This window comes from Bacterioplanoides pacificum, from assembly GCF_042648445.1.
GTDB lineage: Bacteria > Pseudomonadota > Gammaproteobacteria > Pseudomonadales > Oceanobacteraceae > Bacterioplanoides > Bacterioplanoides pacificum.
The window spans coordinates 122539-144548 of the sequence record NZ_JBHRYB010000025.1 but is presented as its reverse complement, the minus strand read 5'-3'; the positions used below and the strand labels follow the sequence as shown (position 1 = coordinate 144548).

Annotated in this window: 25 protein-coding genes and 1 riboswitch; of the genes, 5 read left to right on the top strand and 20 right to left on the bottom strand. The window is 52.6% G+C overall.

Annotated features, from left to right (window positions below; translation table 11 throughout):
- Position 1 precedes the first annotated feature (1 nt).
- The 4 genes from ACFOMG_RS17620 to ACFOMG_RS17605 form a co-directional block, all read right to left on the bottom strand.
- Positions 2 to 760: a uroporphyrinogen-III synthase gene (locus tag ACFOMG_RS17620; RefSeq protein ID WP_376868621.1), complete on the bottom strand. Its 759-nt coding sequence runs from the start codon at positions 758 to 760 to the stop codon at positions 2 to 4.
- A gap of 4 nt (positions 761 to 764) precedes the next feature.
- Positions 765 to 1727 carry a hydroxymethylbilane synthase gene (gene hemC, locus ACFOMG_RS17615; RefSeq protein ID WP_376868619.1) on the bottom strand — a complete coding sequence of 321 codons (963 nt, stop codon included), beginning with the start codon at positions 1725 to 1727 and terminating at the stop codon, positions 765 to 767.
- A 150-nt stretch (positions 1728 to 1877) separates the two neighbouring features.
- On the bottom strand, positions 1878 to 2519 hold the full coding sequence (locus ACFOMG_RS17610; protein WP_376868616.1) for a hypothetical protein: 642 nt from the start codon (positions 2517 to 2519) through the stop codon (positions 1878 to 1880).
- A 56-nt stretch (positions 2520 to 2575) separates the two neighbouring features.
- A complete protein-coding gene (locus tag ACFOMG_RS17605) occupies positions 2576 to 3121 on the bottom strand; it encodes an outer membrane beta-barrel protein (RefSeq protein ID WP_376868614.1) in 546 nt (181 codons plus the stop codon).
- A 260-nt stretch (positions 3122 to 3381) separates the two neighbouring features.
- Between ACFOMG_RS17605 and ACFOMG_RS17600 the strand changes: the two genes are divergently transcribed.
- A complete protein-coding gene (locus ACFOMG_RS17600; protein ID WP_376868702.1) occupies positions 3382 to 3441 on the top strand; it encodes a hypothetical protein in 60 nt (19 codons plus the stop codon).
- Here the strand turns inward: ACFOMG_RS17600 and ACFOMG_RS17595 are convergent.
- The 8 genes from ACFOMG_RS17595 to ACFOMG_RS17560 form a co-directional block, all read right to left on the bottom strand.
- Positions 3416 to 4279, bottom strand: a complete 864-nt coding sequence (locus tag ACFOMG_RS17595; protein WP_376868611.1) for a lipase family protein — start codon at positions 4277 to 4279, stop codon at positions 3416 to 3418. The two genes, ACFOMG_RS17600 and ACFOMG_RS17595, sit on opposite strands and share 26 nt — an antisense overlap.
- The gene (gene glmS / locus ACFOMG_RS17590; RefSeq protein WP_376868609.1) at positions 4279 to 6093 is read right to left on the bottom strand and encodes a glutamine--fructose-6-phosphate transaminase (isomerizing); all 1815 of its coding nucleotides are present in this window, start codon (positions 6091 to 6093) and stop codon (positions 4279 to 4281) included. Before glmS ends, ACFOMG_RS17595 begins: the two co-directional genes overlap by 1 nt.
- 16 nt (positions 6094 to 6109) lie before the next feature.
- On the bottom strand, positions 6110 to 6895 hold the full coding sequence (locus tag ACFOMG_RS17585; protein ID WP_376868606.1) for a DeoR/GlpR family DNA-binding transcription regulator: 786 nt from the start codon (positions 6893 to 6895) through the stop codon (positions 6110 to 6112).
- 136 nt (positions 6896 to 7031) lie between these two features.
- Positions 7032 to 8678 (bottom strand): GGDEF domain-containing protein, encoded by a 1647-nt coding sequence (locus tag ACFOMG_RS17580; protein WP_376868604.1) that lies wholly within the window; start codon positions 8676 to 8678, stop codon positions 7032 to 7034.
- Positions 8679 to 8755: 77 nt separating this feature from the next.
- Positions 8756 to 9550, bottom strand: coding sequence for an endonuclease/exonuclease/phosphatase family protein (locus tag ACFOMG_RS17575; RefSeq protein ID WP_376868601.1), 795 nt, complete (start codon positions 9548 to 9550; stop codon positions 8756 to 8758).
- A 10-nt stretch (positions 9551 to 9560) separates the two neighbouring features.
- Positions 9561 to 10205 carry a thiol:disulfide interchange protein DsbA/DsbL gene (locus ACFOMG_RS17570; RefSeq protein WP_376868599.1) on the bottom strand — a complete coding sequence of 215 codons (645 nt, stop codon included), beginning with the start codon at positions 10203 to 10205 and terminating at the stop codon, positions 9561 to 9563.
- Between the two features lie 190 nt (positions 10206 to 10395).
- Positions 10396 to 10995: a c-type cytochrome gene (locus ACFOMG_RS17565; RefSeq protein ID WP_376868597.1), complete on the bottom strand. Its 600-nt coding sequence runs from the start codon at positions 10993 to 10995 to the stop codon at positions 10396 to 10398.
- Between the two features lie 30 nt (positions 10996 to 11025).
- The gene (locus ACFOMG_RS17560; protein WP_376868594.1) at positions 11026 to 11325 is read right to left on the bottom strand and encodes a c-type cytochrome; all 300 of its coding nucleotides are present in this window, start codon (positions 11323 to 11325) and stop codon (positions 11026 to 11028) included.
- A 133-nt stretch (positions 11326 to 11458) separates the two neighbouring features.
- Between ACFOMG_RS17560 and yihA the strand changes: the two genes are divergently transcribed.
- The 3 genes from yihA (at position 11459) to ACFOMG_RS17545 (ending at position 15123) form a co-directional block, all read left to right on the top strand.
- A complete protein-coding gene (gene yihA, locus ACFOMG_RS17555; RefSeq protein WP_376868592.1) occupies positions 11459 to 12115 on the top strand; it encodes a ribosome biogenesis GTP-binding protein YihA/YsxC in 657 nt (218 codons plus the stop codon).
- A gap of 405 nt (positions 12116 to 12520) precedes the next feature.
- A complete protein-coding gene (locus ACFOMG_RS17550; RefSeq protein WP_376868590.1) occupies positions 12521 to 14323 on the top strand; it encodes an acyl-CoA dehydrogenase in 1803 nt (600 codons plus the stop codon).
- A gap of 11 nt (positions 14324 to 14334) precedes the next feature.
- A complete protein-coding gene (locus ACFOMG_RS17545; protein WP_376868588.1) occupies positions 14335 to 15123 on the top strand; it encodes a crotonase/enoyl-CoA hydratase family protein in 789 nt (262 codons plus the stop codon).
- 33 nt (positions 15124 to 15156) lie between these two features.
- Here the strand turns inward: ACFOMG_RS17545 and moaE are convergent, their stop codons facing one another.
- The 6 genes from moaE to moaA form a co-directional block, all read right to left on the bottom strand.
- Entirely contained in the window at positions 15157 to 15621 is a 465-nt protein-coding gene (gene moaE / locus ACFOMG_RS17540) for a molybdopterin synthase catalytic subunit MoaE (protein WP_376868587.1), read from the bottom strand.
- A 3-nt stretch (positions 15622 to 15624) separates the two neighbouring features.
- Positions 15625 to 15873, bottom strand: a complete 249-nt coding sequence (gene moaD / locus ACFOMG_RS17535) for a molybdopterin converting factor subunit 1 (RefSeq protein WP_376868586.1) — start codon at positions 15871 to 15873, stop codon at positions 15625 to 15627.
- A gap of 16 nt (positions 15874 to 15889) precedes the next feature.
- Positions 15890 to 16369, bottom strand: coding sequence for a cyclic pyranopterin monophosphate synthase MoaC (gene moaC / locus ACFOMG_RS17530; RefSeq protein WP_376868585.1), 480 nt, complete (start codon positions 16367 to 16369; stop codon positions 15890 to 15892).
- 33 nt (positions 16370 to 16402) lie between these two features.
- Positions 16403 to 16948, bottom strand: a complete 546-nt coding sequence (gene moaB / locus ACFOMG_RS17525) for a molybdenum cofactor biosynthesis protein B (RefSeq protein WP_376868583.1) — start codon at positions 16946 to 16948, stop codon at positions 16403 to 16405.
- Between the two features lie 238 nt (positions 16949 to 17186).
- On the bottom strand, positions 17187 to 17840 hold the full coding sequence (mobA, locus tag ACFOMG_RS17520) for a molybdenum cofactor guanylyltransferase (protein WP_376868581.1): 654 nt from the start codon (positions 17838 to 17840) through the stop codon (positions 17187 to 17189).
- 16 nt (positions 17841 to 17856) lie between these two features.
- Positions 17857 to 18945 (bottom strand): GTP 3',8-cyclase MoaA, encoded by a 1089-nt coding sequence (gene moaA, locus ACFOMG_RS17515; RefSeq protein ID WP_376868580.1) that lies wholly within the window; start codon positions 18943 to 18945, stop codon positions 17857 to 17859.
- Positions 18937 to 19114: riboswitch (molybdenum cofactor riboswitch) on the bottom strand. (Overlaps the previous gene by 9 nt.)
- 35 nt (positions 19115 to 19149) lie before the next feature.
- Here moaA and ACFOMG_RS17510 point away from each other — a divergent pair.
- Positions 19150 to 19380, top strand: a complete 231-nt coding sequence (locus tag ACFOMG_RS17510) for a hypothetical protein (RefSeq protein WP_376868578.1) — start codon at positions 19150 to 19152, stop codon at positions 19378 to 19380.
- A gap of 1 nt (position 19381) precedes the next feature.
- On the opposite strand, the gene ACFOMG_RS17505 is transcribed toward ACFOMG_RS17510, so the two are convergent.
- Together ACFOMG_RS17505 and ACFOMG_RS17500 are read right to left on the bottom strand one after the other, a co-directional pair.
- A complete protein-coding gene (locus ACFOMG_RS17505) occupies positions 19382 to 19993 on the bottom strand; it encodes an arylesterase (RefSeq protein WP_376868576.1) in 612 nt (203 codons plus the stop codon).
- A gap of 4 nt (positions 19994 to 19997) precedes the next feature.
- On the bottom strand, positions 19998 to 21929 hold the full coding sequence (locus ACFOMG_RS17500) for a M48 family metallopeptidase (RefSeq protein WP_376868574.1): 1932 nt from the start codon (positions 21927 to 21929) through the stop codon (positions 19998 to 20000).
- Positions 21930 to 22010: the final 81 nt, after the last annotated feature.

Genomic DNA, 22010 nt, shown 5'->3' with positions numbered 1-22010 from the left:
TTCAGTTCTGCAGTTGTGCCAGCACATCCTGATCTCGGGCGCTGGCGGCCACTAATACCTGCTGATAGCCTTGATGTGCGGCGCGTTCTGCCACCCGCTGGCTGGGCACCTGAATGGCGCCAACCCGTTGTGCCAGGTCGGGCACCTGTTGTTCGACAATATCCAGTGCCTGGCCACTGCTCAACAGCAGCAGAGTATCGTTATCCAGCAGCTTGTGCCATTGGGCGCTGCTGTAGGGAATCTCCCGGCGCTCGTACAGTTCGGCATAATCCACCGTCGCACCGCGACGGCGCAGCTCCGCGGCCAGCGTTTCGCGGCCACCGTTGCCGCGCCAGATTAACACTTTTTCGCCGGCAACCCCGGCCAGTGGCGGCAGTGCCAGCATGCCTTCGCTGTCGTAACGGTCGGCGGGCATGTAGAGCGGCTCTACTTCGCCGGCTAACGCCTCGGCGGTCGCCGGGCCAACCGTAATCCAGTGAATATCGAGCGGTGGCTGGGGCCAGTATTTGTCCAGCCAGGCCAGCCCGTGTTCAGCGGCATTTTTGCTGACCACCACGACGGCGTAATAGTGGTCGATATTCAGCATACGCTGGCGCAGTTGTGCCTGGCTCTGATCATCGGCGAACGGCACGATGTTAATCAGTGGCTGATGTACCACCTCTGGCTGGCTATCGAACGCCCGGATAGCGGCCAGCAGATCGTCGGCCTGGCCATCGGGCCGGGTGACGATGATGCGTTTAAAACGGTCGCTCAGTGCCACGTTGTTATTTCACCTCGTGACCGTAAACCTGCTCCAGGATTTTACCGGCACCCTGTTGCAGCAGGTGTTCGGCAGCGCGGATACCAATCGCTTCGGCATCATCGCGATGGCCGCTCTGGTCGGTGGTTAACATCTGCTGGCCGTCGACACTGCCAACCAGACCACGCAGATTCAGCTGTTCACCATCCAGTGTGGCGTAGGCGGCAATCGGCACCTGGCAACCACCCTGTAAGCGGCGGTTTAACGCCCGCTCTGCTGTGACACAGGCGGCGGTATCTGCGTCGGCCAGCGGTTTTATCAGATTGTGAACGGCTTCGTCATTGGCCCGCCATTCGATGCCCAGGGCACCCTGGCCACCTGCGGGTAATGATTGTTCCGCTGGTATAAAGCTGGCGATACGGTCGTCCATTTCCATCCGTAATAAACCGGCGGCGGCGAGGATGATGGCGTCGAATTCGCCGTTATCAAGTTTACCCAGGCGGGTCTGTACGTTGCCGCGCAGGCTTTTTACTTCCAGGTCCGGACGTAACTGCTGCGCCTGACACTGGCGGCGCAGACTGGAGGTGCCTAACACCGCGCCCTGTGGCAGCTCATCCAGCGACTGGTACTGGTTTGAGACAAAGGCATCAAACGGGTTTTCCCGTTCACAGATAACGCCCAGCTCCAGTCCTTCAGGAAATTCCATCGGTACGTCTTTCATTGAGTGTACGGCGATATCGGCGTCGCCGTTGAGCATGGCGGTTTCCAGTTCTTTAACAAACAGGCCTTTGCCACCGATTTTGGCCAGTGGCGTATCGAGGATTTTGTCGCCTTTAGTGGTGAAGGTGACCAGCTCAATCTGCAGCCCGTTATGCAGGGCTTCCAGCCGGGCCTTGATATGTTCTGCCTGCCACATCGCCAGCGGGCTTTTGCGGGTGGCGATACGCAGGGTTTTGACGGTATTGGTTGGCGTGGTCACGGTAGACATACGGTTCCTTAACTCGGTAAGCAAAAGCGGCGCACAGGACGGATGCCCTGTGTTGCAAAAACAGCGGCCATGATACCAGTGCCGGGCGTAGGGCAGAAATGATACGGGTCGTTTTTTGACCGCGTTTATGCGCAGTGGATGACTGCTGGATTAATCCGGAGTGCTCTGAAAATCAAACCAATCGGTGTCGATGGCCTTTGGATAGCCATTGGCATCAACGCCTTTCAGACGATTATCCATAAATAGCTTACCGCCCTGATTACGCACCAGGCGAAAATGTTGTCGGTCTTGCAAATCGAATAACGGGAAACAGCTATGCCAGTCAGAAACGTCAATTTTTTTACCTGTTTCCCAGTCATCGCGGTCGCAGGTGCGGTTCGTATTACGAAGCTCGACCTCAGCTGGAGAATGGGGAGTCGAAGTGGAGCGAACATAGATCACTTCCAAAGGAAATACTTCATTTTTGTCTATAAATATAGAGGACGGCTCAAGCTGATACTGACCAGTAAAAGTATTCACTGCACTCAAATCAGTACAGCCTTTGTCGCGGTAGTCCCAGACTGTTAACTCAATGTCCCGTTGATCCAACCTAACTCGTTGTTTTTTAGCCAGATTGCCTTCGATTTCAGAGCAATCCTGGTACCAAATGCCACGGATGTTTTCCAGATTATTGGTGCTACCGAATCCTTCAGGGATGGTCGGCACAGTTGGAGCAGTATTGTCATCATCGCTACCGCAGCCTGATAACAGCACTGCCAGCAGCAGTATTAAAACGTTATTTTTATTTATCATTGTGTCAGATCCGGTAAGAACGGAAAGCAGCCCCGTCAACGCGGGGCTGGCAGCCATCAGAAACGGAAGTTTACGTTGGCATTCAGGCTGGTGATATCGCTGGCATAGGAGGTATAACCAACACCGGCACTCATTTTTTCGTTCAGTTTCAGCTCGCCACCAAAACCCCACAGCAATTTGATTTCGCTATCGTCAGCGGAAGAAGAAAAGTTGCCAAACTGAGTGTTAACGTCGTATTCAACTTCTACCGTAACGTAGTTAAGACCGGCCTTGGCGTATAGTGAGGCTTTGTCGTTCAGGGCAAAGTTCATTTTACCGGCGCCATAAATGGAGCTGCCGGACGCAGTCCAGTTATTTTTGGATGATTCGCCAAAATAAACATAGCCACCTTCAACGCCAAATTTGATCTTTGGGTTGCTGGTATTCAGGCCGGTCAGTGGTGCACCAATACCCACATTAAAACCGACAGAGTCGTCCAGCACACTGACGTCGTAGTCAGTCAGTTGCAGGCCGGCAGTGATATAAGCTTCATCTTTAGCCAGCTCTAAGGCAGATGCCTGAGCAGACGCGATCATAGCGATGGCAAACAGTGTTTTTTTCACAGTTTAGTTCCTTAAATGTGAACTCCAGAAGAAAAGCCGGAGCCGAGCCCCGGCAGGCGAAGACACATTACCAGTTGCGGGTTGATTTTCAATAGCCGGTAAACGAGCTGGTTTGTCTTCTACACTGCAATAACAACTCGCCTTAACTCAGCAATCTGTGGATACGCATTATCCTGACTGCGGTAATTGAAAACCGTCCTGAGTATCTGCAGATCCGTTATCTCGGAGAAAAATGGCACGGCAGCGGTTATCCGCGTGGTTTGAGTGGCACCGACATTCCGCTGGAAGGGCGTATCACAGCGACAGCCCGAACAGATTAATTTCCATCTTATATGGCACCTCAAGCGGAGAGGATTGCAGCGTCTGAATACGGCTTTGGTAAGTATCCATTTTATGTGCTTCCAGATTCTTTGCGTCCGGCAGGGCATTCATCATTTTGCTGGCGCGCAACATGCTTTTTACGCCTGAAGTTCGTGAAAAGCGGCTTTCACCCAGCAGAATAATTTCTTCACCCATATGCCAGTAAATATCCAGATCTTTAATCTGCAGCGGACTGATGGGGGGGACCAGTGGCACGATATCTTTGCCAGTGACTACTCGTGTCAGCGGAATACCTGCGAACACGTCTGCCCCGGTCAGGTTAGTGACCTTAGGTTGGCCAAACGTAATGACCTGAGTAACTGCAACGGCGCTGTCCTGCTGTAAATACATCGCCAGCACCACCGCGATGGCACCGCCCAGACTATGGCCGGTAATCTGCAGCGGTTTACCGCTAATCAGTCGTGGTCTGACATCGTTAAAGACAGCCTCTGCGGCGCTGCGAAAACCGTTATGCAGGGTAATACCGAGGCGTTTATCCGGCTGAAACTCAATATCCAGATCGACCAGTACATTCGCCAGATTGGCCGTGCCACGGATCGCAATGGTCTGCACGCCATGGCCCTGACTGAGAAAATAACTGACCTGAGAATCCGCCAGGGTCGCCTGATGAATCAATGTCTGATTCTGCTGCTGCAGCTGGGCTTCAAGGGTGTCTGCTGGCAGATAGGTATCTGCCGCCAGCTGCGCGTAATTATGGAGAGTGGCGAAGTTGACGTCTGCCAGTGCGGCCTGCACTGACAGAGTCAATAACGCGATGGTGCTCAGAATGCGGCGCATTACTCCACCGTCACACTCTTCGCCAGGTTACGCGGCTGGTCGACGTCGGTGCCTTTGATCACCGCGACGTGATAACTCAGCAGCTGCAACGGTAAGGTGTACAGAATCGGCGCGACGATATCATCGCAGTGTGGCACGGCCATCACCTGCATATTACTTTCCGGGCGAATATCGGCGGCTTCGTCGGCGAATACGTACAGTTCACCACCGCGGGCGCGGACTTCTTCGATATTGGATTTCAGTTTTTCCACCAGATCGTTGTGGGGAGCCACCACGACAATCGGCATTTCTGCATCAATTAACGCCAGCGGACCGTGTTTCAGTTCACCCGCGGCATAGGCTTCGGCGTGGATATAGGAAATTTCTTTCAGCTTCAGCGCACCTTCCATCGCGATCGGATACTGATCGCCACGACCGAGGAATAAGGCGTGATGTTTTTCGGCAAACTGTTCTGCCAGTTTTTCGATATCCGCGTTCATGTGTAACGCTTTATCGATCAGCCCCGGTAAATGGGTGAGGGCATCGGCAATGCGTTTTTCAGTGGCGCTGTCGAGTGCCCGGCCACGGCCGAGAGCTGCGGTTAATAACAGCAGACCAACCAGCTGAGTGGTAAAGGCTTTGGTCGAGGCAACGCCAATTTCGGCGCCGGCGCGGGTCATCAGCGCCATGTCTGATTCGCGCACCAGCGATGAGCCGGGCACGTTGCAGATGGTCAGGGTTTTGGCAAAGCCCTGTTCTTTGGCTAAGCGCAGGGCTGCCAGGGTGTCGGCGGTTTCACCACTCTGAGAGATAGTCACCAGCAGAGAATTTGGCCGCACCACGGACTGGCGATAACGGAATTCAGAGGCAATTTCGACGTTACAGGCAACACCGGCCAGTTGTTCGATCCAGTAACGGGCGGTCATGCCAGCGTGATACGAGGTGCCGCAGGCGATGATCTGCACCTGTTCGATATCGCTTAAATCGCCCAGCGCATCCAGGTTCAGCTGGTCTGCGACTAAGCGACCTTCAAGCGTATTGGCGATGGCTTGTGGCTGCTCGTAAATTTCTTTCAGCATGTAGTGGCGGAATTCACCTTTGTCGCCGGCGTCGTGTTCTACCGTGCTTTCTTTGGCTTCGCGCTCTACCGGCTGGTTGTTGCTGTCGAATACCTGTACGGCGTCACGGCTGATTTCGGCGACGTCGCCTTCTTCCAGGAAGGCAAATTTACGGGTAACCGGCAACAGCGCCAGCTGGTCGGATGCAACAAAATGTTCGCCAATGCCATAACCCACGACCAGAGGTGAGCCGGAGCGGGCAACAATCATGCGGTTATTGTCGTTGCGGTCGATCACCACCATGCCGTAAGCACCTTCCAACAGCGAACGTGTGGCCATTACTGCAGCCAGCAGGGTGTCGTGGTTTTTCAGTTCTCGTTCCACCAGGTGGGCGATGACTTCGGTATCGGTTTGAGAGGTGAACACATAGCCCTGGGCTTTCAGTTCATCGCGCAGGGTTTCGTGATTTTCGATGATGCCGTTGTGTACCACGGCGATATCACCGGATACGTGTGGATGGGCGTTGGCTTCTGATGGCTCACCATGGGTGGCCCAGCGGGTATGAGCAATGCCGGTGCCACCGGGTAATGGCTGTTCGGCAACGGCATCCGCCAGCGCCTGAACTTTACCCAGACGACGCAGACGGCCCAGTTCACCGGCGGGATTGATAACGGCCACACCGGCGGAATCGTAACCCCGGTATTCCAGTCGTTTCAGGCCTTCTAATAAAATCTGTACCACATCCCGTTGCGCAACTGCGCCTACAATGCCACACATGTTAACTGCTCCGTTTTTAATCTGCTGATGTGCGTATTACCCGCACACCCTGTTGTTCTATTTGTTGTTGATGTTCGTTACTGAGGCGTTCATCGGTGATTAGAATATCCACCTGCTGCCAGGGTAATTCGAGGTTGGGAATGCGGCGGTCGACCTTGTCGGCCTCGGCCAGCACGATGACTTCCCGGGCGGCCCCGGCCATTACCCGGCTGAGGCCTAATAATTCGTTAAAGGTGGTGGTGCCGCGTTGCAGATCAATGCCGTCGCAGCCGATAAACAGCTGGTCGAAGTCGTAAGACTGCAATACCTGTTCGGCAATCTGACCCTGAAACGATTCCGAATGTGGGTCCCAGGTGCCGCCACTCATCAGTAACGTGGGTTCATTTTCCAGTTCCCGCACGGCATTGGCGACAATCAGTGAATTGGTCATCACTACCAGTCCCTGTTTGCGGTTCAGCCGGGGAATCAATGCGGCTGTGGTGCTGCCAAAATCGATGATGATGCGGTTATGGTCGCGCACGCAGTCAGCCGCCGCCCGGGCGATGGCCTGTTTGCGTAACGACAGTTCGGCTTTGCCGCCGGCATCGGCACTCTGTTCCGGCAGCAGCTCGCGCGGCAGCGGTACGGCTCCACCATAACGGCGTAACAGCATGCCACTTTTTTCCAGCGTTGCCAGATCCTTTCGGATCGTAACCTCAGAGGTTTCGAACTGCCGCGCCAGGGCCTCAACCTGTACTTCGCCTTGTTGCTGCAGGCATTGCAATATGCCCTGACGGCGCTGAACGGTATTTCTTTTTGGCATAATTGGGCGGCTTAAATAACTAAAGTTTCGTTTCGAAAGTTTTGGATGGCGACTTTAACAAAACGAAAGAAGAAGGCAAGCAGATAGGTGGCAAAGCGGGCTGCTGATTGGGTAACTTTCAGCAGCGGCAGGCCGGTCAGTTGACGATGCAGCGATTGCGACCTTCTGCCTTAGCCTGGTACAAGGCTTTATCCGCTCGTTCAAACACGGTTTCTCCGTCCTCCAGCGGCCTGAATTCACTGATGCCAAACGACATGGTGATCAGCACCCGCTCTTTGCGGAAATTAAACGGACTGGATTCCACCTTGGCGCGCAGTTTTTCGGTGGCTGCCAGTGCTTCCTGGGCATTGGTTTCCGGCATCAGAATGACAAACTCTTCGCCGCCGTAACGACCGATAAAATCAACATCGCGTAACGACTTACGCATCGCTTTGGATAACAGCTGCAGCACCTTGTCACCGGCCAGGTGACCATAATTATCGTTGATGCGCTTAAAGTGGTCGACGTCTGCCACCACCAGAGTCAGTGGCCCGCCATAGCGGGTTTTACGGGTCAGCTCTTCCTGCAGTTTCAGTTGGTAGGCGTCGCGGTTGGGCAGGCCGGTCAGGCCATCGTGAGTGGCGCGGCGTTTGTGTTCTTCAATAATACGGCGCGCCTGGCCGGCTTCTTTTTCCATTTCGTTCAGGCGTGCCTGTAACATCTCCAGTTTTTCCGATAACCGTTGTTCGCGGGCGCGCTCGTCCTCCTGATATTTTTCCATTGCCCGCACAATCAGGGTCAGATGTTCGCGTACGCTGGAACCCAGTTCGCCCAGGTCGCCGGAACCTGTGACCACGGAACGAATGTCTGAGATTTGTTCGCGCACCAGGTTATCGAGATCTTTACGTGCCTGTTCGCGTTCCGCCTGGCCGTTGCTGGCATCGCTGACCAGCGTCTGGATCGCCTGCAGGCGATCATCCAGGGTTTGCAGAAAACGTTCAAATTCCTGCTGGCCACTCCCGAGACAATCGATCAGAAATTCTGCTGTGTCTTCCAGCAGTGGTACCAGCTCATACCAGTTCAGGCCTTTACCCAGCCGGGTTTGCAGATTACTGGCGGTGTTTTCCAGCCGGTCGGGAATCACCAGCTGCGATAACAGGTTAATCAGGGTGTCGGAGACCTCCTGAGCGATATGAGAAAAGCCGGGCTCTTTGCCATTGTCGGGGTCATCGTGCAGCTGAACGTCCGCTTCGTTGTCACTGAATTCTTCAGCCTGTTCATCGCGTTTAAACCAGCGCTGCCACCATTTGCTGGGTTGTTCGTCATAACCATCGAGTTGTGAAATTTCACTCATGATGCTGACCCAGGATTGCAACTGGCTGATATAGCCAGACCAGCTGGCCAGTTCTGCGCCGGCTTGTTTGCGTACCTGTTTAATACGTTTCAGCAGTGGCCGGGGCAGCGGACACAATAACAACCGGCTGGCAGCATCGTTCAGTTCGCCCAGTAATACTTCAGCACGGGCGGAGTTTTGTGATTCGAACTGGCGGACGGCACGTTCCAGCTCGTCCATGGCTTTTTCCATGCCGGTGGCGCCGGGTTTCAGTGCCTCCCGCAGGGTTGTAAGGGGGGAATCAACGGCCGGTGACTGGCCTTCAGCCAATAAGGACACCATGACCAGACCACGGCGGTAGCTATCCAGATTTTCTTCACTGCTGTGCTTCAGCTTTTCGTGATCTTCAATCAGGTTCAGATATTTCTCGCGCCAGCGCCGGGCGGAATCTGAACCACCTCCCTGAGTCATACAAGGTCCTCGTCAATCTCTTAGCATCTGCGCCAAGTATAGAAGAGTGCGGTTGAATTGCCTGAAAGGCGGGGAGGTTAATGCGGCCCTGGCAGGAATATTTCTGCAGCCACGGGTAAGTGGTCGGAGCAGGGGTGGTTAATCACGGCTACCCGGTTCAGGACCAGGCTGTCACTCACCAGGATATGATCCAGTCCGCGTTGTGGCTGCCAGCTGGGATAGGTCTGTAAGCCGGCGTCGACCGGATGCAGATTAAGGCGTTTCAGCGGACTCTGATTGAGCAGAATTTCGGCTTCCTGATTAAGGTCACCCATGATGATCAGATGTTTATAGTCGGCGACCGCTTCAACCAGATAATCCAGCTGACTGAACTGGGTTTTTTTACCCAGCGCCAGATGGGTCACAGCAACGATAACCGCCTCCGGGCCGTGGCCATATTTAAGAATCATCAGCCCGCGTCCGGGCAATAGTCCGGGCAGGTTATGGCGTTCGATATGTTGTGCCGGTAAGCGGGATAACACGCCGTTGCTGTGTTGCGCCAGCTTGCCCAGGTTACGGTTGATCTGTTGATACCAGTGCGGGAAGTCGGCTTGTTGTGCCAGGTTTTGTACCTGATTCAGGTGTTGGCTGCGCCAGCTGCCGCCGTCGGCTTCCTGTAACGCCACGATATCAAACGGGGAAACGATGTTAGCAATATGACTGAGTGCGGTTTGCCGTTGTTTGCTGGGTAGCAGATGCTGCCAGCTGCGTAGCAGGTAGTGGTGGTAACCGCCGGTCTGGATACCGACCTGCATATTGAAAGATAACAACCGCAGGCTGTTGGCGGCTCTGGGAGCCGCCACAAAATCCTGCAGAGTGGAATAAACGCTCATTCCGGCCGGATCAGTTCGCCTTTAATGCCTGGCGTTCTTTCTCGATTAGGTAATCGACCACGTCCAGCATCGCTTCCTGGCCGCCGGCGGTGCTGGCTGAAACCACGTATTTACCCTGTACGATCAGCGCCGGTACACCGTTAATTTTGAAAGCACGGATACGCTGGTCACCCTGCTTCATGCGGCTTTTAACCGTGAAAGACTGGTACGCTTTATCGAAATCTTCAGCGCTGATGCCGGCTTTTTCGATCAGGAAATCACGCTGATCGTCTTTGTCCAGCAGGCGTTTACGCTCAACATGAATGGCGCGGAAAATCGGCTCGTGCACCTGTGGCAGAATGCCCAGTACGTCGGCCACATGGTACAGCTGAGCGTGTACTACCCAGGCACGGCCGAACATGGCCGGTACACCGGTGAACTGGACATCGTCCGGCAGTTGTTTTTTCCACGGTTCCAGCACACTTTCCAGGTGGAAACAGTGTGGACAGCCATACCAGAAGGCTTCTTCCACATGGACTTTACCGTCGGCCAATACCGGTACCGGCTCATCCAGCACTGTGTATTGTTTACCGGCTTCATAGGCCGCTGCCTGAGTTAAAGAGGCACCCAGCAGCATCGTTGCGGCCAGCATCCATTTCTTCACCTGAGAAAACATGTGTTACTCCAGTTATTCTGGTTATTGATCGGGAAAGGTTCGTCTGACCGCATTTTTGCATAAAAGTTACAGCAGCGCCCACCGGCGGCTGTGAAAAGCTCTGTAAAGCGTGTCAGAACTTTTGCGCTGCTATACATGAGTCTGCGGGCATAAAAAAAGCGGCCGAAGCCGCTTTTGATCAGAGCTGCGCTTAACGCAGACCCTGAATGTAAGAAGCAACGGCTTCAATTTCGGTGGCGTGCATACGTTTTGCGATATCACGCATCATGCGGCCGCCGTCGTTGGCGCGTTGTTCCATGCTGAACTTGTTCAGCTGAGTTTCGGTGTAGGTCGCGTGTTGACCAGCCAGGTGTGGGAAACCCGCTGCGTCGATACCGGCACCGGTTGGGCCATGGCATGCCAGACAAGCCGGGATACCTTTGTCTTCAACACCGGCGCGGTAAATGCGTTCACCCAGTTGCGCCAGTTTTTCATCGGCACCGCCGGTAGTGGGCGCTTGTGCAGCGAAGTACGCCGCCAGATCGGCAATGTCTTCATCGCTCAGGCCAGTTACAAACGGCGTCATTTCCGGAACCTGACGATTACCGTCGCGGATGTCAGTGATTTGTTTGATCAGATAACGTTCGCCCTGACCTGCAATTTTCGGGAAAGTTGGTGCAAGGCTGTTGCCATCAGCACCGTGGCACGCTGCGCAGGTAGCAGATTTTGCTTTACCGGCTTCAGCGTCTCCAGCATGGGCGACAGACATCAGTCCGGCAGAAACGATCAGGCTAATCAACAGGTTTTTCATCATCAGGTCCAGGTTGTAAGTGAATTCGTTTTATTGCTTCGGCGCGGCCATGTAGTTAATCAGTTGTTTGTACTGATCAGGGGTACAGTCCATGCACAGGCCACGGGGTGGCATCGCACCTTTACCGTTAGTTACGCTGGCAACCAGAGCATCCATCCCCAGAGCCAGGCGTGGCTCCCAGGCAGCTTTATCGAATGCTTTCGGGGCACCGGCAACGGCCATTGCATGACAGGCAGCACAGGCCTGTTTGTACTTGGCGTCTACGTCGAATGCGTTTACGTTTGCGCTCATTGCCGCTACTGCGGCAGCCATCACAGCCAGTTTTTTCATAGTGTGAGTCTCTCTCTTTGCTTGTTTTGAGAAGCTTAGCCTCGAACTCATCGCCCTGTGATAGAATGAGAGCGTCATCCAAAGGCGATGCATTATATAACATTAATTTCCGGACGGTCATTACGTTTACCCCATGTTAGAGCAAGAATCATTGACCTATACCAATACCCACTTCGTTAAAAGTGCGGCAAAGCTCAGCCAGTGTCCGACGGATATACTGCGTGAGGTGGCGTTTGCCGGCCGTTCGAATGCGGGAAAATCCAGCGCCCTGAATACCCTGACGGGCAATAAAAAACTTGCCCGAACCAGTAAAACACCGGGCCGGACGCAGCTGATTAACTACTTTCAGGTCGGCGAAGTGCCGCTCTGCCTGGTTGATTTACCCGGCTACGGCTTTGCCAAGGTGCCGGTTGCCAAGAAAAACGAATGGCAGAAAGAACTGGGCAACTACCTGGAAAAGCGCGATGTGCTGGTCGGCCTGGTTCTGCTGATGGACATTCGCCACCCGCTGAAGGAGTTTGATAACTCCATGCTCGACTGGGCACGGGAGAAAGGCATGCCGGTGCATATTCTGCTGACCAAGGCCGATAAGCTGAAACGCGGCCCGGCGCAGAATACGATGCTGCAGGTGAAAAAGGCGGTGAAGGATATGGGTGATCTGGTCACTATTCAGACCTTTTCCTCCCATAACGGTGAGGGGCTGAAAATCCTGAAACAACGCCTGAATCGCTGGTTAGTACCACCTGACCTTGCAGCACAGGAAGATCTGACGGTGGGTATTCCTGAATAACGGTTGCTCAGGCAGCAGACTTAGATGAAATCATCAGAAAAAGGGTCAATCTCGTGATTGGCCCTTTTTTATAGTTGCTGGCTATTGGCGCTATTTTCATTATTGCAAAATACAATCAAATTTCTTTCTGTAGCGGTCCGGCGCCGCTGAGAGCAGCTATAGTGAAATCATTCCTCCGGGAACAGAGTGGTGGGATGCCATTCATTTCTCCATAGGTAGTTCTTTTTCTTCGGTACTTCCCCAATATCCGAAGTTGACCCGGTAGTTCGCCCCCAATGACTACCGGGTCTTTTTTTGTTTCGGGTTTCTGGTTGGCACTTTTTGCTTCAAATAAGGCGTTAATGCCAATTCTTATTCCCGTCTGTGCGTCTGATACTGAATAAAATGATTCAAACGGAGCGGCGCATGTCGAAACTGGTAACCCCGAAAGATCTAGAGTTTCTGTTGTATCAGGTACTGGATGCCGAACAGCTGACCCGGCTGGATAACTACCGGGATCATGATCGCACCACCTTTGATGCCATCCTGAAGACCTCCGAGCGTATCGCCGAAGACTTCTTTCTGCCGCATAACGCTAAAGCAGATCAGCATGAACCACAGTTTGATGGTGATAAAGTCACCACCATTCCTGAGGTAAAACAAGCCTGGCAACATTTTGCCGAATCCGGTTTGTTATCCGCCCGGCATCGTTATGAAGATGGTGGCATGCAGCTGCCATCACTGATTCATATGGCCTGTAATGCCTATTTTATGGCGGCTAATCCGTCGACTGCCGGTTATCCGTTTTTAACCACCGCCGCAGCCAATGTGATTCATGCGTTTGGCAGTGATGAACAAAAAAACACGTTTTTAGCACCGATGTTTGCCGGTCGCTTCTCCGGCACTATGGCGCTGACCGAACCGGATGTGGGTTCCTCGCTGGGCGACCTGACCACCAAAGCCACTCTTCAGGACGATGGCAGCTATCGCATTAAAGGCCAGAAGATGTACATCTCCGGTGGTGATCAGGACATTACCGAAAACATTGTGCATCTGGTGCTGGCCCGTATCGAAGGCGCCCCTGTCGGCGTTAAAGGCATTTCGTTATTTATTGTGCCGAAGTTTCTGACTCACACCGATGGCACTCTGGGGGAACGCAACGACGTTAAACTCGCCGGCTTATTGCACAAAATGGGTTATCGCGGCACTACCTCCACCGTGCTGAACTTTGGCGAAGACGATAACTGCCAGGGCTACCTGATCGGCGAAGCCAATAAAGGCCTGTCGTATATGTTCAAAATGATGAACGAAGCGCGTATTGGTGTGGGTTTGGGGGGCGCGATGATTGGTTATCGCGGTTATCTGGAATCGCTCGATTATGCCCGTAACCGGCCACAGGGACGCAGCGTCAGCAACCGTGACCCACTCAGCAAACCAATCAACATCGTTGAGCACACTGACGTAAAACGTATGTTGCTGGCGCAGAAATCTTACGTTGAAGGCTCGCTGGCATTGTGTTTATACGCCGCCCGCCTGGTTGATGTGCAGGAAAGCAGCCAGGACAAACAACAGGCCGAAGATGCCGCTGTGTTACTCGATTTATTAACGCCGGTTGTGAAATCGTTTCCGTCGTATTATGGCCCGCGTGCTAATGATCTGGCGATTCAGGTATTGGCAGGTGCCGGTTATACCCGCGAATATCCGGTCGAACAATGTTATCGCGATAACCGTTTAAATCCGATCCATGAAGGTACTCATGGAATTCAGTCGCTGGATTTGTTGGGCCGGAAAATGTGGCAGCATAATGGTAAAGGTCAGCAGTTACTGATGGCCAGAGTCCAGGCGACATTAAACTCTGCGTTGCAACGGGAGGAGTTAAAGCCGTTAGCGCAACAATACCAGAAACATCTGACTACTTTTATGCAAACCGTGATGGCTCTGGGGCAAAAACTGCAGCAGGGTGAAGCCCAGCTGGCCCTGGCTAATTCTGCTGTGTTTCTCGACATGATGGGGAAGATGGTGATTGGCTGGCTGTGGCTGGAAATGGCAGACAAAGCGATACAACAATTCAGTGATTCTCAGAGTGATGAAGATCAGACGTTTTTAGCCGGTAAATTACAGGCGGCACAATACTTTATCCGTTGGGAAGTGGGTGAAATTCATCATCAGGCCCAGCTGCTGACGTCGTTTGATGAAACCTGTTTGTCAATGAAAGCGGAATGGTTTTAAAGGAAATAATAATGTCTGTAGAAAATAAACTTTTGGTTGAAACCGATAATCATATTCTGACTATTACCTTTAATCGGCCGGAAAAACTCAATGCGCTTGACCCTGAGTCGTATCATTTATTAGCACAGGCTTTGTATCGGCTGCAGTATGATGATGAATTACGGGTGGCAGTGATACGGGCGAACGGTAAACATTTTACCGCGGGCCTGGAGCTGGACAAGTGGGCTCCGATATTTGCAAAAGGTGAAACGCCCTCACTTGATGAAGGTGAAATTGATCCTTATGGCTTGCAGGGCGAGCGCTTAACCAAGCCGGTTATCATTGCCGTACAGGGCATCTGTTATACCTCCGGGCTGGAGTTGTTATTAAATAGCGATATTCGTATCGCCAGTCATGACGCCCGTTTTGCTCAGCTGGAAGTGCAGCGTGGTATTTATCCCTGCGGTGGCGGCACCATTCGTTTGCCGGAAGAAATCGGTTGGGCGAATGCCCAGCGTTATTTATTAACCGGCGACGAGTTCAGCGCCGACCAGGCCTTGCACTGGGGCATGGTGCAGGAAGTGGTCGCCAGCGACCAGTTGCATCAGCGTGCGGCTGAAATGGCAGAAAAAGTTGCCAAAGCAGCACCGCTGGGTGTGCGTGCGGCTCTGAAATCATCCAAACTGGCGCGTTATCAGGACCAGCAAACAGCCATTGCTAAGGTGTTTGATGATATGCCAGCGGTGATGACCAGCGATGATGCCCATGAGGGTGTGATGTCATTTATGCAGCGTCGGGAAGCGGTATTTAAAGGGCGATGAAGCGGTTACTGTGACAATGCTCTGAAAAATAACTTACCACTTTTTCAGAGCGTCCTGATCTTTCTGTAGAGCTTCTACCCAGCGATCGCCCTGGTCTGTCGTTTCCTTTTTCCAGAATGGCGCACGGTTTTTCAGAAAGTCCATTATAAAATGGCAGGCTTCAAACGCCGCTTCACGGTGGCTGCTGCTGACGGCGACAAATACAATCTGGTCGGCAATATGCAATTGTCCGATACGATGAATTAAGCGGATACGATTTAATGCCGGCCAGCGTTCACGGGCTTGCTTAATAATGCTCTGTAACGATTTTTCCGTCATCGCCGGATAGTGCTCCAGGTACAACCCGGTAACTTCGGAGCCCTGGTTCATTTCCCGCACCTGACCGACAAAAAATACAATGGCGCCGTCTGCACGATTATCTTGGCGCATCGCCTGGTATTCGGTATTAATATCGAAGTCGGTTTGCTGTACGCGAATATAGTCCATAGTGTTGCTCATGGTTCAGCCGCCGGTCACCGGAGGAAAAAATGCTACTTCATCCCCTGTGGTGATGGTCGCACTTTCGTTGTTAATTAATTCCTGATTGATGGCAACCAGCGCTTTGCCATCTTTTAACAGATCAGCATGATCCGGGAACTGAGCAATCAACGTTTCACGTACATTGCTAACTAACGTTGGCAATTCGATATCCAGTTCTGCGCTGTCGCAGTTTAACCGTTCACGCAACTGGGCAAAAAATAACACCTTCATAATTTTTAAACTCCCGTTAGTTGTCAGCCTGCCAGTGACCGGTTTTTCCGCCTTGCTTTTCCAGTACCCGGATACCGGATATCTCCATCCCCGGGTCTACCGCTTTACACATGTCGAACAGGGTTAATGCAGTCACCGAAACGGCGGTCAGTGCCTCCATTTCAACGCCGGTCTGGCCGGTTAATTTGCACAGGGATTCGATGCGAACGCGGTTGTGTTCGGGTTGTGGCTGAAACTCCACCGCCACCTTGGATAACATCAGCGGATGACACAGTGGAATCAGGTTGCTGGTTTGTTTGGCTGCCTGAATACCAGCGATACGCGCAACAGAGAATACATCGCCTTTGTGATGATCACCGGCGAGAATTTTCGCCAGAGTTTCTGCACTCATATTCACATAACCTTCAGCACGGGCGACACGCACGCTGGCTTGTTTGTCACTGACGTCGACCATATTGGCTTCGCCGTTGGAATTGACATGGGAAAATTCAGACATGGTATTTCACTGCTTTTGGTTTCAGTTAGCCGCTTAACCGCGGGTTTTGCAAGGTGCCAGTTCTGCTTGTTTCAGTTGCGGCACAAAGTTACAGGGGCGATGGGTGCTGCACAGCTGGCTTTCGATAATTTCGTCCCAGGCGGTACGGCAGGCATTAGTTGAACCCGGCATACAAAAGATTACCGTGCCGTTCGATAGTCCGGCAATAGCCCGGCTTTGAATCGTGGAGGTACCTATTTGTTGGTAGGAAATCTGGCGGAATAACTCACCGAAGCCATCAATAGTTTTATCAAACAAAGGAGTGACAGCCTCCGGTGTTGAATCCCGGCCAGTAAAACCGGTACCGCCGGTAACCAGAATTGCCTGAGTGATGTCATCGGCAATCCAGTGCGCGACTTGCGCACGGATTTTATAGACGTCGTCGATCACGATTTGTTTGTCACTCAGGTGGTGGCCTTGTTTGGTTAACTCGGCAACCAGCAGCTGACCGCTGCTATCGGTTTCTTCTGTACGGCTATCGGATACGGTCAGGACGGCAATGTTCAGTGGAATAAATTCGTCGGTAAATGTTTTGGCCATGATTATTGTTCCCATTCATGTCACGTAGGAAATTAAAGGGTATTGCTTTTCTGAACAGCGACGGGATGTCGCGGTAGGATCGCCAGCACATGGATGTGCTGTCCGATCCGGTGGTGAAAAGTAATACCCTTTGATTTCGATATTGTTTAAGTAAAGAAAACAAGCAGAATACATCTTTAGCCGCCGCGCCGAAGGTACATCCCTGTACCTACCGCGCTACCGCCACATCCTGTGGCTGCTATAAAGATATATTTTGCTTATTTTCCTCGGTTAATAACTTCTGAATTGCATGCCACTGTTCGGGCGTGTTGGCATTGGTCAGAAACTTTTCATCTTCGTTATAAGTTATTACCTGGCTACCCAGTTCAGTTAATAGTCTCCGCACGCTCAGGTTGCCTTGTGCATCATTCAGCTGGATTTCCAGGTAGTGAATCAGTCGATCAGAAAGCGGTAAAAATAATGGTAAAAAGTTCCCCTGATAGTAGCAGGCAGACTGATTTCTTAAACCGTGGTCAATCAGATTGCTCAGGTTTTCTATCTGAATAAATGGCAAGTCAACAGGCAATAACAGTAAATAATCACACTGATTATTTAACTTTTTAGCCAGAGAATAGATCGCCCCCAGCGGACCTTTTTGTTCAACCTGGTCGGGAATAAATTCGCAGCCCAGCAGCTGTTGCTCAGCAGGGTTTAATGCCCGGCTAACAACCATCTTCCGAATCACATCATTATCAATTAACGGTCGGACTACAGAACAGGTACGTTGCAGCTGGCTGCGCTGCTGGTTATCCTGCAACAAAGCTTTATCCGTGCCCATACGACGGGATAAGCCGCCAGCCAGAACCGCAGCGACTATTCTTGGGTTGGCCGATCTGAGATTATCCGATTGCATACATCAACCGCACCTGTTAACCGCCAATTTGAGCAAAGTGCTGAATGGCACCGGTATTGCCATCGTGCAGGAAATGACTCGCTTTTTTATCCTGTAATAAGTGCCGGATAGCGCTTTCCAGTTCGGTTTGTTTATTTTCCTTCATTAAATGTCGCAGGTCATAACCTTGTTCACCAAACAAACATAAATGCAGCTTGCCTAATGCTGAAATTCGCAGCCGGTTGCAGCTGGAACAGAAGTCGTTGCTGTACGGCATGATCAGGCCAATGCTGCCCTGATAATCCGGATGATCAAATTCCTGCGCCGGTCCGGCGTCTTTGCTGCGGATTTTCTGCTGCCAGCCATTTGCCAATAACTGTTGCTTAATGGATTCGCCACTGAGGTGATTCTTGGCGAAATAATCCGGGTTTTGTCCGGTTTCCATCAATTCAATAAAGCGCAGCGTGATTGGAGTGGTTTTTACCCAGTCGAGGAAGCGATTGAGCTGATCGCCATTATGGCCCTTCAGTAATACGGCATTGACCTTAACGCGGCTTAAACCCAGCTCCAGTGCCCGATCCAGACCCGTGAGAATCTCGTGCAAACGGTTATGGCCGGTAATGGTTTGGAATACTTGTGGGTCTAAACTGTCAATGCTGACATTCAGCTGATCCAGACCGGCGGCTTTCCAGTTATCGATGTGCTGGTTGATTTTATAGCCGTTGGTGGTTAGCGCGACGGTTTCAATGCCGGGCGTTTGCTTCAGGGTGGCGATGATCTCTGGCAGGTCCTGGCGCAATACCGGCTCACCGCCAGTAATACGAATCTTGCGGGTGCCGTGGGCGGCAAAGGTTTTAGCCAGTTGACGGATTTCTTCCAGCGTTAATGGCTCGGTTTTATCCGAACACTGGTAACCATCGGGCAGGCAGTAGTTACAGCGGAAGTTGCAGACATCGGTGATCGACAGGCGCAAATAGCTGAAACGCCGGCCGTGCGTGTCTTTAAATTGTGTGTCCCGGGCCCGGGGAACATCGGCAGCGCTCGGCAGCCTTGCCTGTTGGGGCCCGGAAGATTTTGGCTCGCGCGCGTCCAGCTGCGTGAGCGGAATCCGGGTCATTGAATTCATCTCTTTACACCTTTCCAAATGCGGGAGGCCCGGTGGTTTCCCACAGAACCCTGGCGATGCAACGACCAGACCGTATGTCTGAGCGCCATCACGGCTGACACGTCGTATTCAGGTTCACACAGTGTGTAAGCCAAACTTAGACGGGACAGCTTCGGCGTTATCAGCATTCTATGTGAGAACGTCGGACAAATAAAAGGTTCAACCGTGTCATCGGCCGGTCAGAGTGAGCACCTGGTACAGCAGGCACTGGATGAATTAATGAAAGATCGCACCACGCTGATTATTGCTCACCGGCTGGCAACGGTGCGTCACGTCGATCGCATTGCGGTGTTTGATCAGGGGCAACTGGTTGCCGTTGGCAATCATGAGCAACTGTTGCAGACCTCACCACTGTATCAGCGGCTGGCTGAGCTGCAGTTTAATCCGGCGGCCTGAGCTACAGTGCACCGGTTTGTTGTAACAGTTGCTGCAGACCTTCCGCCAGTTGACGGTAACCCTGCTGATTAAAATGTACCAGGTCGGATTTTAACGATCGGTCGAGCATCATGTCGCTGATCAGATCGGGTGCATAAACCAGCGAATAGTGTTCTGCCAGCTGTTGATAAAACGGTGCGGTTCCGGCGAACAGTTTTTTCTCCGGCACTCCGACCAGCACCAGCGGGATGGAGCGGGCCTGTACCAGTTCGATCATTGCACTCAGATTCTGCTGGATCTGTGGGTAAGGGCGGCCGCGTAAAATATCGTTGCCGCCTTCCATCAGAATCACCAGTTGTGGCTGATGCCGGTCGAGCAGCCCGGGCAGGCGCTGCAGTCCGGCATCGGTTTCTTCGCCGGATACACCGGCATTGATGACTTCCAGCCCTGTTAATGACTGCAGTACAGCGGGGTAGCTGTTATCCTTACTGGTGCCAACACCGGCGGTCAGGCTGTCACCAAAGGCGAGGATACGGCTATCTGCCGGCAGTGGTGATAACTCCACTGAGTTACAGCCAGCGAGCAGCAGTACACAGCTCAGATTCAGCAGTATCCTGCGACAACGCTGCAACATACGTTTATTCCTCATCAAATAAACCGGGTACCGGGCTTTCCAGAATCGCGGCCATGGTGCGGACCAGATCCAGCTCCACGACGCGCAGCTGGCCGTCGGCTTTAACGCAGGCCGCCATCGCTTTAATAATGCGGCCTTTGACGTGTGGGTAAGCTTCGGTAATTTTGGTCAGCGCCTGATTCAGCGGTTTCAGTGTACCGATATCCAGAGTTTGCAGCTGAATACTGTTGCCGTCAAAGTCGGCAGCGGTTACTCCGGCGTTAAATGATTGCTCGGCCGCTTCCTGATTATCATGACCATAATGAGCCAGGTAAGACAGTACAACGGCAATATCGTCACTCAGCTGTTCCGGCTTTTTATATTTCGCTTTAACCGGTTTGACCTCACTGAAGGTCGGTTCCAGGTAACGTACTACCAGACGGTATAAACACCATTCAAAAATATCGATATCGCCATCGGCCTTGGCCAGCTGGCCAATGGTGTTGCGGAAATCCTGATACTGATTTTCTGATAATTGCTTCAGTGCCGGGAAGGATTTTTCTACCAGCGGTAAACGTTCTTTGGCGGGTAAACGTTCGGCCAGAGTAATCAGGCGTGACACCAGGTTGTACAGATCGTTGCCCTGGCTGGCACGGATCAGGTCCATCTGATGCAGATGGGTCATGCTGGATTTTGGTGCCAGTAACAATACAAAAATCAGCGCCCGGGCACTGTAGGTTTCGTGTGCCAGCTCACTGAGCTGATCAACAATCATGTCGATATCGGCCAGGGTTGAGCTGGATAACGACGCTGCCATACCGGTCGTCATGGAAACAGCGGTGGCCAGCTCGGCCACACGGCTGGCCGGGGCACTGGTGGCGGCGATGTCGGGTGCTTCGGCTTCGGCATCTGTACGCTTTTGTGGCGCAATAAACTGGCCGTCCCAGTTACGGTCAACGCGTTTAATACGTTCTTCCAGGGGCGGGTGGGTTTTAAACCAGCCAAATTTAAACGGCAGTGCCTGGCCAAAAAACAGGTGAGCCGTTTCATTACGTTCCGGCGAAGAAATTTCGCTGCCGGCACCATGGCCGATCACCTTTAATGCTCCGGCAATACTGTCGGGGTTGCGGGTAAACTGCACCGCGGAGGCATCGGCCAGAAACTCACGCTGACGCGATACCGCGGCTTTAATTAAATTGCCAAAAAATACGCCGCCATAACCAATGACCAGTAGGCCCAGGCCAACCGCCACCAGCGGGGCCGGATTATTTTTATTATCGCTGGAGCTGGAGCTGGAGCGGCGACGACCGCTGTTTAATGCGGCTTCCAGTAATATCCGGCCCAATAAACCAATAAATAAAATTCCGAATAATATCGCCATCAGACGGATATTGAGGCGCATGTCACCATTCAGGATGTGGCTGAATTCATGTGCGATCACTCCTTGCAGCTGATCGCGGCTGAGCTGTTCCATACAGCCTCGGGTTACACCAATGACAGCGTCAGAAGGCTGGTAACCGGCGGCAAAAGCATTAATGCTGGTGTCTTCCAGCAGATACACAGGTGGCACCGGCATACCTGCAGCCAGGGCCATTTCTTCGACGATGTTTAATACCCGCTTTTCGTAGAAATCATTGGTTTCCGGCGTTAACTGCTGACCACCGAGGGATTCCGCCACGGTTTTGCCGCCGCCACTTAACATCGACCACTTCACCAGACTGGCGCCGCCGACGACCACTAATACCCCGAGGCTGACCAGCAATGCCTGTTCGGCCGGAATCGAGCGAATGATATAACCCAGGTCTGCCGGGTTAAAAGAGCCATACCGGTCAAACCAGAAAAACCCGGCAACCAGTATATTCAGCAGAAAAATCAGGGTTAAAACCGCCAGAACAAATAATATAACCAGTTGGCCGGTACGCTTCCGTGCCTGGTCCTGATGGCTGAAAAAATCCATGGTTCGGATACCTTAATGTGTTCGGTCTAGGGAGGGGAAAATACCGCCGACAAACCGGTTGTCAGCGGCGTAACAGGTGAG

Bases quoted from the DNA above. Each gene is read 5' to 3' on its own strand.
- mobA (WP_376868581.1), bottom strand. From the start codon at position 17,840: ATGCAATCGGATAATCTCAGATCGGCCAACCCAAGAATAGTCGCTGCG.
- hemC (WP_376868619.1), bottom strand. From the start codon at position 1,727: ATGTCTACCGTGACCACGCCAACCAATACCGTCAAAACCCTGCGTATC.
- ACFOMG_RS17610 (WP_376868616.1), bottom strand. From the start codon at position 2,519: ATGATAAATAAAAATAACGTTTTAATACTGCTGCTGGCAGTGCTGTTA.
- moaE (WP_376868587.1), bottom strand. From the start codon at position 15,621: ATGAGCAACACTATGGACTATATTCGCGTACAGCAAACCGACTTCGAT.
- ACFOMG_RS17565 (WP_376868597.1), bottom strand. From the start codon at position 10,995: ATGAAAAACCTGTTGATTAGCCTGATCGTTTCTGCCGGACTGATGTCT.
- moaB (WP_376868583.1), bottom strand. From the start codon at position 16,948: ATGGCCAAAACATTTACCGACGAATTTATTCCACTGAACATTGCCGTC.
- moaA (WP_376868580.1), bottom strand. From the start codon at position 18,945: ATGAATTCAATGACCCGGATTCCGCTCACGCAGCTGGACGCGCGCGAG.
- ACFOMG_RS17595 (WP_376868611.1), bottom strand. From the start codon at position 4,279: ATGCGCCGCATTCTGAGCACCATCGCGTTATTGACTCTGTCAGTGCAG.
- ACFOMG_RS17580 (WP_376868604.1), bottom strand. From the start codon at position 8,678: ATGACTCAGGGAGGTGGTTCAGATTCCGCCCGGCGCTGGCGCGAGAAA.
- glmS (WP_376868609.1), bottom strand. From the start codon at position 6,093: ATGTGTGGCATTGTAGGCGCAGTTGCGCAACGGGATGTGGTACAGATT.
- ACFOMG_RS17585 (WP_376868606.1), bottom strand. From the start codon at position 6,895: ATGCCAAAAAGAAATACCGTTCAGCGCCGTCAGGGCATATTGCAATGC.
- ACFOMG_RS17505 (WP_376868576.1), bottom strand. From the start codon at position 19,993: ATGTTGCAGCGTTGTCGCAGGATACTGCTGAATCTGAGCTGTGTACTG.
- ACFOMG_RS17570 (WP_376868599.1), bottom strand. From the start codon at position 10,205: ATGTTTTCTCAGGTGAAGAAATGGATGCTGGCCGCAACGATGCTGCTG.
- yihA (WP_376868592.1), top strand. From the start codon at position 11,459: ATGTTAGAGCAAGAATCATTGACCTATACCAATACCCACTTCGTTAAA.
- ACFOMG_RS17560 (WP_376868594.1), bottom strand. From the start codon at position 11,325: ATGAAAAAACTGGCTGTGATGGCTGCCGCAGTAGCGGCAATGAGCGCA.
- ACFOMG_RS17550 (WP_376868590.1), top strand. From the start codon at position 12,521: ATGTCGAAACTGGTAACCCCGAAAGATCTAGAGTTTCTGTTGTATCAG.
- ACFOMG_RS17575 (WP_376868601.1), bottom strand. From the start codon at position 9,550: ATGAGCGTTTATTCCACTCTGCAGGATTTTGTGGCGGCTCCCAGAGCC.
- moaC (WP_376868585.1), bottom strand. From the start codon at position 16,369: ATGTCTGAATTTTCCCATGTCAATTCCAACGGCGAAGCCAATATGGTC.
- ACFOMG_RS17500 (WP_376868574.1), bottom strand. From the start codon at position 21,929: ATGGATTTTTTCAGCCATCAGGACCAGGCACGGAAGCGTACCGGCCAA.
- moaD (WP_376868586.1), bottom strand. From the start codon at position 15,873: ATGAAGGTGTTATTTTTTGCCCAGTTGCGTGAACGGTTAAACTGCGAC.
- ACFOMG_RS17545 (WP_376868588.1), top strand. From the start codon at position 14,335: ATGTCTGTAGAAAATAAACTTTTGGTTGAAACCGATAATCATATTCTG.